At 52.9% G+C, this 9,727-nt stretch carries 9 protein-coding genes and 2 pseudogenes; 8 read left to right on the top strand and 3 right to left on the bottom strand.

The window, feature by feature from the left end; translation table 11 throughout:
• The 6 genes and pseudogenes from QRN50_RS25105 to QRN50_RS25080 form a co-directional block, all read left to right on the top strand.
• A partial coding sequence (locus QRN50_RS25105; RefSeq protein WP_192873926.1) for a DNA/RNA non-specific endonuclease occupies positions 1-501 on the top strand: 501 nt, incomplete at its 5' end.
• A gap of 8 nt (positions 502-509) precedes the next feature.
• Positions 510-932, top strand: a complete 423-nt coding sequence (locus QRN50_RS25100; RefSeq protein WP_096127489.1) for an NTF2 fold immunity protein — start codon at positions 510-512, stop codon at positions 930-932.
• Positions 933-990: 58 nt separating this feature from the next.
• Positions 991-2,025: pseudogene (locus QRN50_RS25095) on the top strand (RHS repeat-associated core domain-containing protein); the annotation flags it as partial.
• Positions 2,025-2,621 carry an SMI1/KNR4 family protein gene (locus QRN50_RS25090; protein WP_096127477.1) on the top strand — a complete coding sequence of 199 codons (597 nt, stop codon included), beginning with the start codon at positions 2,025-2,027 and terminating at the stop codon, positions 2,619-2,621. The pseudogene QRN50_RS25095 and the gene QRN50_RS25090, both read left to right, overlap by 1 nt.
• 253 nt (positions 2,622-2,874) lie before the next feature.
• A pseudogene (locus QRN50_RS25085) lies at positions 2,875-3,699 on the top strand (type IV secretion protein Rhs); the annotation flags it as partial.
• Between the two features lie 163 nt (positions 3,700-3,862).
• Positions 3,863-4,234, top strand: a complete 372-nt coding sequence (locus tag QRN50_RS25080) for a hypothetical protein (protein WP_096127333.1) — start codon at positions 3,863-3,865, stop codon at positions 4,232-4,234.
• Between the two features lie 242 nt (positions 4,235-4,476).
• Here the strand turns inward: QRN50_RS25080 and QRN50_RS25075 are convergent, their stop codons facing one another.
• Positions 4,477-5,802 (bottom strand): OprD family porin, encoded by a 1,326-nt coding sequence (locus QRN50_RS25075; RefSeq protein ID WP_096127332.1) that lies wholly within the window; start codon positions 5,800-5,802, stop codon positions 4,477-4,479.
• Positions 5,803-6,273: 471 nt separating this feature from the next.
• Positions 6,274-6,495 (bottom strand): hypothetical protein, encoded by a 222-nt coding sequence (locus tag QRN50_RS25070; RefSeq protein ID WP_003343801.1) that lies wholly within the window; start codon positions 6,493-6,495, stop codon positions 6,274-6,276.
• 218 nt (positions 6,496-6,713) lie between these two features.
• Here QRN50_RS25070 and QRN50_RS25065 point away from each other — a divergent pair, with 218 nt between their 5' ends.
• Both QRN50_RS25065 and QRN50_RS25060 read left to right on the top strand, forming a co-directional pair.
• Entirely contained in the window at positions 6,714-7,043 is a 330-nt protein-coding gene (locus tag QRN50_RS25065; protein ID WP_003343803.1) for a DUF2790 domain-containing protein, read from the top strand.
• 278 nt (positions 7,044-7,321) lie between these two features.
• Positions 7,322-8,581: a cation:proton antiporter gene (locus QRN50_RS25060; protein WP_003405216.1), complete on the top strand. Its 1,260-nt coding sequence runs from the start codon at positions 7,322-7,324 to the stop codon at positions 8,579-8,581.
• On the opposite strand, the gene QRN50_RS25055 is transcribed toward QRN50_RS25060, so the two are convergent.
• Positions 8,582-9,481 (bottom strand): AraC family transcriptional regulator, encoded by a 900-nt coding sequence (locus QRN50_RS25055; protein WP_192873916.1) that lies wholly within the window; start codon positions 9,479-9,481, stop codon positions 8,582-8,584.
• Positions 9,482-9,727: the final 246 nt, after the last annotated feature.

The raw sequence follows: 9,727 nt of genomic DNA, 5'->3' as shown, positions 1-9,727 counted from the left end.
GGGCGGTTTATTACGCAGGATCCGATTGGGTTGAGTGGTGGGGATAATCTCTATCAATATGCGCCTAATCCTAATGGGTGGGTTGATCCGTTAGGCTGGTGCGTGAATGCGAGTGTTACCCGAGGCACCGCAGGACAGCCTTTGCGAGCAACGGCTACGATTACCATGGCCGACATCAAAAAAGGCGGAACTGCGACAAACGCGTCGTCCCGGAGTTGGGCGAGAAGCCTTGGCAATCCGGACGATGATGCTGGTCACATAATCGCTAAACTTCTTGGTGGATCGGGTGGTAAGGATGGGGTGTTTCCGCAGCTATCAAGAACCAATCGAGGCTTATTTAGAGATTTTGAGGGTGAGATAGCAAACTACGTCAAAACTAACGGCCCAGTAGACGTTGACATTAGGTTTGTGTATGGATCTTCTAATACGAGGCCGTCCAAAATACTCTATGACGTTTATCAAAATGGTCATACCGTCCTATCAGACATGTTCAATAATTGAGAGTTCTCATGAGCAAAGAGAATATAGATGCAGTAGACACACTAAAGCAGTTTATGGGTGCCATGCGTGACTGGGAAGAAAAATTTTATAAAGAACAGATGGAACTCATAAAAGCAGGGCTTGACACCGGTGAGAGCGAAGAAAAATACAAGACAGTTCTAGCTGATATATTCGAAAACTTTTCTATTCCTGATCAGAGAAGCTGGGCGCGTCTAGTAGATTTAGGGTGTGGGCATCCGCCAACATATGACCCTAACCGGGACGATATCGCTACCCCTGTGCTTTCAGGAAAAACGCATACAATATTAGTTCAACAGACAGCCAGACTAAAAGCCATCTATAAATTTTATTTAAAACCAATAGATGGATCCTACAAGATAATAAAAAAAGAAACAAAAAATGGAGATAGCTGGAAAAAAACTGCACTTTGAAGCATTAAAATGCTGACTAAATCAATAATAAACTTGCCAATGCACATACTACTTGTAGGGCAGACCGACCGAGAAAATCGTCGGCATCGTGCGCTGGCAAACCTTCACCTACGACAGCGAAAACCGCCTGGTCAAAACCGAGACCATGGCCAACAGCCAGGTGGAAAGCACCAGCAGCTACCAGTACGACAGCTTGGGCAGGCGTGTTGGCGAACAGTGGGAGATCAAGGGGCAGACCGACCATCGACTATTTCTCTGGCAAGGCCTTCGCTTGCTGCGTGAAGAAAGCCCGGAACAAAGCAGCTTGTATCTGTATGAGCCTGGTAGCTATGCGCCTTTGGCCCGTGTTGATGAGAAAGAGGGCGAGGTAGAGAACAAGGTCTACTACTTCCACACCGACCAGATTGGTACGCCGCTGGAGATGACCGACGCCGAAGGGCAGATCGTCTGGCAGGCCAAATATAGGCCGTGGAGGGCGATTGAGAAGCTGGTGGTGAACGAGGTCGAGCAGAACCTGAGGTTTCAGGGTCAGTATTTCGATGTCGAGACGGGGCATCACTACAACACGTTTCGGTATTACGATCCGGAGATTGGGCGGTTTATTATGCAGGATCCGATTGGGTTGGCTGGGGGGGATAACCTTTACAAATATGTTCCAAATCCCACAGCGTGGGTTGATCCATGGGGATGGGCTTGCAATCGTCCGGAGGGCTATAAATCAGGTGACGTCGATGCCCATGGCAATTTATCACCGGGCCTAAACAGAGCGCCTGGTAATAAAAACATCCCCAGTGATAAATCAGTTCAGTCACACCACTTTATTCAGGATGAGTGGGCAAAGAGGAATGTAGCAGGATATAAGCGTAACGCGGCGCCAGCAGTTTTATTAAAGAGTTCCTCTGGAGAATCACACGCTATTGTTTCATCACTTCAACGAACCAGACGCAGATTGGGTGGATTTAACGGAACCATCAAGGAAGAGTTTGGAACCGCATACAAAGAGCTAATAGACTCTGGAGTTAGTCCTAGCGCAGCAAAGAAAGCTGCTAGCAGATCATATAAATACTTTGATTCCTTGGGAGCATTTGATTAATGATATCCTTCACTGAAAAGAACAGCCCTGCCAACGTAAATGAAATAGAATCCATCTGCAAAGAGTTAGGAATCTCAGAAAAAAACTGGTTGAGAAAATTTTGGCCTGAATGCAATGGTGCGGTATTAGAAGATCAAATCGTAATTTATCCTACTGATCAAATTGTCGAGCGTAATAAAACATATGAAATAGATATAAATTTCCCCGAGTACATTTTGATAGGAGATGACTCTGGAGGCGGATTAATATTAATCCCCAAAAAAGGCTTGGAGAAATTCTACTTTATAGGGTCTGGAGATCCCTTTATTAATGACGCTGAAGTCTTTGACTCCATTGAACAGCTAACTGCCTACGCGATGGCTGATGTAGATAGTGATAGTGATAGTGGCAACATAGTTTCAGTTGCAGAGAGCAAGCCAAAAGCATCTGACGTGCTGAAAATCAAAAAAGATTTTAATTTAGACTATTCAATAGCACTGCTAACTAAAAAACTAGAAAAAAAAGATGAGATCATCTCAGAAAATGTGAAACTTATTAAGTATAAATCCGCATTAAAATTACACAGGCAATTTGTTAGATTCTCATCAAACCCCTGATTTCAAAAGCTAGCACTAACATGCGGACTCAAAGTAAATTTTATTGTTTTCTCACACTTGCTCCATAAAGGTAACAATTACATAAATGCCAACTGGCTCAGCTTATTTTGAGAAGCAATGCTAGCGATCTTTAAAAATTTAGATTTATTTCCTCTTAAAGATATAGCTTTATTTTTAATCGTAGCTTGGCAGTGGCTCTAATAAGGCAGTTTAATCCCAAACGCCAACTGATCAGAGACATGAGTATTGGGACTATCGCACCCAAAACAAACTCACCAGTTGCTTCGGCTATGACGCACTGGGGCGCAAGACCTGGCAGTACGCAACCACCCTACCCGCGGAAAAACTGTCGCAGATCCAGAACCCGCTCATAAAGCCAGAGCGCTATGTCGAGCACGCCTACAACCCGCTCCATCGCCGCTACGAATACGACCCGGCCGGCGAACTGAGCCGCACCCTCGACAAACTGCGTGGCGAAGTCACCTACGAGTACGAAGCCAACGGCCGCCTGCTTGAACACAACCCCGAAAAACGTTTCGACGGTGAAGAGTTCCGCTACGACGCCGCTGGCAACCGCCTGAACTTCAACACCAGCCGCTTCGACCGCGTCAAAGACAACCGCCTCAAAAAATGGAGCAACCACGAATACAAATACGACGCGTGGGGCAACCTGGTCGAGAAAATCGTCGGCATCGTGCGTTGGCAAACCTTCACCTACGACAGCGAAAACCGTCTGGTCAAAACCGAGACCATGGCCAACAGTCAGGTGGAAAGCACCAGCAGCTACCAGTACGACAGCCTGGGGAGACGCGTTGGCAAACAGTGGGAGATCAAAGGGCAGACCGACCAGAAACGCTTTCTCTGGCAGGGATTGCGGCTGTTGCGTGAAGAGGGTCCTGAGCAGAGCAGCCTGTACCTCTACGAGCCCGGCAGCTATGCGCCGCTCGCCCGTGTTGATCAGCGCGAAGGTGAGGTGGAGAACAGGATTTATTACTTCCACACCGACCAGATTGGTACGCCGCTGGTGGTGAACGAGGTCGAGCAGAACCTGAGGTTTCAGGGGCAGTATATGGAAATTTTGGTTAGATAAGAGTAGCTCATCCGGTATGTTTTCTAGCGCACATAAATGCGCACCCAAGCTTTGAAAAAATTGGCCGCAGGAGTTTTTTGCGGCTAGGATTAGAGAGCAAGTAGATTACTACTTAAAGCAAATCAATCGTGAATTAAGGCATTCAATCCAAATGAACGCTAAAGACATCATAGAAAAAGTCGACTTCAAATCGTACGTTTCTTCGAATCTATGCGACCCCATCACACGCGAATTATTTAGCAATTCAAAGATATCTGACATTTCCTTTCTGCTACCTCCAGAAGTATCTGCCTATGATGATCAAAACAAAAATACGCTAAAATCCATTATAGAATTCAGAGCCAACAACCTGGCAGCCCAAGGGCGCCAGCTTAATGGCGCAGACCTATGCGCAGCATCGCTTGAAGGTTCAAGGGATGAGGCGTTGCGAAGCTGGGTCCCCTTGGAAGTAGAAAATCATATCGTAATTTTTATAATAAACGCTGAAAGCTTTGAAATTGACGGCGGCATGTCATTAAGATAAAAACCTCACCTCAACACAGCTAAAATTTATAACAAAACTTAAACATCAGGACACTCACAACAACCAAGACATCAAACTATTCAACTGCGAACTTCATTAGTTGAAAAAATATTAGCCAAGGATGGGCGACATAACTCCGTAGCACATGCCCTTCCTATATAACGTATAAGCCCGGGACTGTGAGAGTATTCACGCCTCATCAAAAAAAGCGCCCCAAAGGACGCTTCACTCAATCATCCACCTCAAAGCACACTCAACGGATACTCCACAATCACCCTCACCTCATCCAGATCCGATTCGAACGCCGTGGCCCGGGTCGTTGCCTGGCGCACGCGCAGCGACAGGTCTTTCAATGATCCGGTCTGCACAATGTATTTCGCTTCGATATCACGCTCCCAGCGTTTTTGATCGGTCAGCGGGTTGCCTTGTGCGTCGCGGCGCATGTAGGTGCTGTTGGCGTTGGAGTAGTCGGCGTCGGTGCCTTTGCCGTAGCGGGTCATGAACGACAGGCCGGGCACGCCGAAGGTGGACATGTCGAGGTTGTAGGTGACCATCCACGAGCGCTCCTTGGGTGAGTTGAAGTCGCTGTACTGGATGGAGTTGGCCAGGTAGATGGAGTCGGACTGTCTGAGGTAGTCGAAATCATCATCACCTTCGTTGCGCTGGTGCGAAAGCGACAGGGTGTGTGCGCCGTATTGCAGGGCGAGTTTTGCGCTCCAGATGTCGTTGTCGAATTCGCCGAGCAGCTTTTTGCCCTCGTCGGTGGCGTTGTAATAGTTCAGGCTGCCGGTCAGTGCGAGGTCATCGGAAAGTGGCAGCACATAAGACGCCGAGGCGTATTTCTGGTCCCAGGCGTCTTTCAGGCGGCTGGTGTAGAGGCCAAGGCTCAGCGCGTCGGTGGCCTGGTAATCACCGCCGAAGTAGGCAACCCAGGGAGAGTCGACCGCGCCGCCGTAGAAGGTCACGAAGCCGTCGCGCAGGTTGCTGGAGACCGGCTGGCTCATGGAATGCAGGCGACCGCCTTGCAGGGTCAGGCCGCTGATGCTGTTGTTGATCGCCGTGACGCCACGAAAGCTTTCCGGCAGCAGGCGTGAATCACCGAATGCAACCACCGGCGTCGACGGGAAGACATCGCCCACGTTGACGACGGTGTCGAAAGCCCTGGCCTTCAGCGAGCCGCCGACTTTGCTGTACTCGTCGCGGGCATTGCCCTGCCCATCGACCGGCAGCACATCGAATGCGCTGCGCCCGCCGTTGCGTCCATCGCCTGTGTCGAGCTTGATGCCGATCATGGCAAAGGCATCGACCCCGACGCCGAATGTGCCTTGAGTGAAACCTGACTGGAATCGCCCGATGATGCCCTGCGCCCATGCTTCGGAGTAACCATTGCCGGTCGGGCTGGACTCGCCGTTGCGGTGGTCGCGGTTCATGTAGAAGTTACGGTTGAGTACCGTCAGCGTGCTGCCTTCGATGAAGCCTTCTTTCTGTTCTTCGGCGAGTGCGGTAATCGGCGTTACACCTGCCAGTGTCGAGCACAGGGCAAGGGACAATGTTCTGAGTTGGGTCATATGTGCTCCGATGGATCGGCAGATTGTTTTAAACGTGTCGACCTGGCTCTTTTTATAGGTGCGAGAGCTGCCAGCGGGGCACCATCTTGAAGTGGCGAAGATAACGTCGAGGTGACAGCGGGATTACAAATATGAAAGGAAGTGAAGTACCGCCTGCGTTAGTTCAATACGGTGAAACAGGCATTGAACGGATACGTCTGTTTTTATTCTCGCCGAAGGCCGTAGGAGCAGGCCGGGCGACGTTTCGCTGGTTAGCGAAGATGGTGCATTTGCAGCGAGCATACCGGCCTCTTCGCGAACAAGTTCGCTCCTACGCCCTTCGGGCAGATGCATGAAAAACGCTTATCGCCGACGTTTTGCCGGGAATAAAAAAAGCGCCCCGAAGGACGCTTAAAGATTCGCCCCGACCAAAGGAGCAGGGAGCTGCTACAAAGGGCGAACAGGGGTGCAGCGGGTCGGGCAGCAAAGGCATCAGCCTTCGGACTTGGTCGACCGCTCAGCCTCGGCTTTCTCGTCAGCATTGACGTACCGCTCGGCTTTGCTGCTGTTCTGTTCCTTGAAACGCATCTCCTGCGCCAGGCGCATCTTGTCGGCAGCGGGGCTTGCGTACTCGTTACCGTCGTCGGCAAAGGCTGCAGTGGCGGACAAGGCAGCTACGGCGAAGACCATCGATTTGACCAGTTTCATCATCATTACCTTTCTCGGTTGAATGTCGGACCTGCGCAGCGCTCGGCGCTCGTCAGGGATGAAACAAGCTTACGGAGGGGGAGCTAACAGGAAGGTGAGCGAACAATGACAATACTGTTAGGAAGCTGACATCTTCGAGATGACCGATTTGTAATGTTTCAGCAACCTTCCGGTTAGTGCGCATTGGTTAGGGTTAAGCCACATTCAAACGGAGACAAAAGAAAATGCGCACAGCCAAATCGTTGTTACTTGCCCTGGTCATCCTTTCGCCCATCAGTGCTTTCGCCTACACCTCTGATGAGGTCAAAGCCACTACGGTGATCAAGGAACACCAAGCCAGCGTGCAGAAGTATGCCGCCCTCCATAACAAGCCGATGCCGGAGATCAAGGAGTACACCTACGGCATGAAGCTGGACGTTGCCAAGCTGGTCCGCAAATCCCCGGATCTGCAAACCTGTAGCGTGATGCCAAAGCTGATGACGTACGAAGACTCCAAAGGCAAGCTGAACACGGTTCAGTACCAGGTCCTCAGCGGATGCAGAAACAGCCAATGATTCTGACCCTGCCAGGACGGCCACTCAGCGTTACATCCCCCGTCAGCCCGGACCGTCATTCGGGCTGACTTTTTTGCGTCTGCAATCCCCTCCTTTTCCCGTCTCAAATCCAGCTTCGTTTGGTGATTCCGGCCTTTTTTGCAACATCACCGCCTCTGCGTGGTCAACGCAAACCCCACTGTGGCGTGTCGAGATGTGTCTGGACGTAGTTCCGGTCCATCAAACACAGGCTCGGTTACGGTGATCGAGACACTGCAATTACGGATTTGGAATGACCGATGCTTGAACTCGCTGCTGGTTTTATCTGCCTCACTGCGCTGCTGACCTACGTGAACTACCGTTTCATCGGCCTGCCGCCCACCATCGGCGTGATGGTCACCGCGCTGATGTTCTCGTTGCTGCTGCAGGGTCTGAGCTTTCTGGGCTATCCCGGCCTGGAAGATCGCGTTCAACAATTGATCGGCCAGATCGACTTCGGCGACCTGCTGATGAACTGGATGCTGTCCTTTCTGCTGTTCGCCGGGGCGCTGCACGTCAACCTGGGCGATTTGAGGAGCTACCGTTGGCCCATCGGCCTGTTGGCGACTTTCGGGGTGCTGATTGCCACCACTGTGATCGGCGCACTGGCCTACTGGATCTTTGCCCTGTTCGGCTGGCACGTCAGCCCGTTGTACTGCCTGCTGTTTGGTGCACTGATCTCGCCTACCGATCCGATTGCGGTGCTTGGTGTGTTGCGTACCGCCAACGCCTCGAAACCGCTGAAGACCACGATCGTCGGCGAAAGCCTGTTCAACGACGGCACCGCGGTGGTGGTGTTCACCGTGCTGTTGGGTATCGCGCAGTTGGGCGAGACGCCGACGGTTGGCGAAACCGCTCTGCTGTTCGTTCACGAAGCGGTGGGCGGGGTGCTGTTCGGCGGCCTGATCGGTTACGCCGTGTACCTGATGATCAAGAGCATCGAGCAATATCAGATCGAGGTCATGCTCACGCTGGCACTGGTGATCGGCGGCTCGGCGATGGCGTCTGAACTGCATGTGTCCGGTCCTATCGCGATGGTCGTGGCCGGCCTGATCATCGGCAACCTGGGACGCAATCTGGCGATGAACGACATGACCCGTCGCTACATGGACGGTTTCTGGGAGTTGCTGGATGACATGCTCAACGCGCTGCTGTTCGCGCTGATCGGTATGGAGCTATTGCTGTTGCCGTTCTCATGGCAGCACCTGATTGCAGCCAGCCTGCTGGCGGCGGCGATTCTGCTGTCGCGCTTCGTCACCGTCGCTCCGGCCATCCTGCTCCTGCGTCGCTGGCGCAAGGTGCCGCACGGCACGATCCGCATCCTGACCTGGGGTGGCTTGCGCGGCGGAGTCTCGGTTGCCTTGGCGCTGGCGCTGCCGACCGGGCCGGAACGCGATCTGCTGCTGAGCATCACCTACATCGTGGTGCTGCTGTCGATTCTCTTGCAGGGCCTGACCATCGGCAAGCTGGTGAATGCCGTCACCCGCGCCCCGCAGGCCAAAGACCCGGCAGAGCATTGATCAGGCGGATGCAGCGGCGCGCCGGTATTCACTGGGCGTCTGCTGCATCTCCATGCGGAAGTGCCGGTTGAAGTTGGACAGGTTGGCATAGCCGACTTCAAAGCAGATGTCCGACACCGACATCTCGCTGTGCAGCAACAACCGGCAGGCCCGCTGGACCCGCAGTTTGCGCATCAGATCGATAAAACAATGGCCCGTGGTGCGCTTGAAGAAGCGTGAAAACCCCGGATCGCTCATGTCCAGTCGCTGCGCGATGACGGACAGGCGAATATCGCTGGTCAATTCGGTCAACAGATAGTCGAACGCCTTGTTGATCCGTTCGGAACTGCGCGCATCCAGAGTCGGTGCATACCAGGTGCTGGCCAGCAGGCGAACCTCCTGCGCAGGCGCTTTCATCAGCGTGTTGACCAGTTGCAGGAACAGAATCAGCCGCTCCAGCCCCTGAGCCGGGCCAATCTCTTCAAGCAGGCGTGCAGCCTGCACCGCTGTCGCACCGGTGAACTCCAGGCCGCGGCGCGCCTGCTCGAACAGGCGCTGCAAGTCACCCATCTCCGGCAGCGTGCCACGCAAGGCGAGCAATGCTGCACCGTCGAACTGCAGCACCACGTCCCGCCCGGGCAGATGTTCGCCGGGGGCCAGGTCGCCGATCCAGTCATGCGGAAGATCCGGGCCGATCAGGGCCACATGCCCTGCCGCGAACTCACCGATGTAATCACCGGCCACCAGCTTGCCGCTGCCCTGGCGGATCAGATGGATTTCGAATTCCGGATGATGGTTCCAGCGCGCCAGCGCATAGGGATAGTCATGCTCGTACCAGCGAAAGCAGTGGTCGGGCTGCGGGAGAATAACCTCAAGCTCGGCAGGGCGCTGCTCGAGCAAGGCGGCTCGACTGTCAGGCACGGGATGCCCCTTTTTATCGTTATGAATGCGCTGTGGACGCTTGAACATACGCCCTCGCGCCTGGCCAACGCTAGCTCGCGATCAAACCGGCACTGATACTTTTTTGCTTTCGGACCGCCGGAGCGTGCTCGGTTAAAAAAGTATCAGTCGATGATCCTCGCTGCGTTTGTTCAACCTCCTGAGGGCTGCTGTAATCGAGCCGTCCACCAGGGTGACTCAACCGTGGCCAACAACAAAAACAATGAC

Source organism: Pseudomonas sp. MEJ108 (genome assembly GCF_030208985.1).
Classification (GTDB): Bacteria; Pseudomonadota; Gammaproteobacteria; order Pseudomonadales; family Pseudomonadaceae; genus Aquipseudomonas; species Aquipseudomonas fragariae.
Note: the sequence above shows the minus strand (reverse complement) of the source record. Positions and strands in the feature narration are given on the sequence as shown.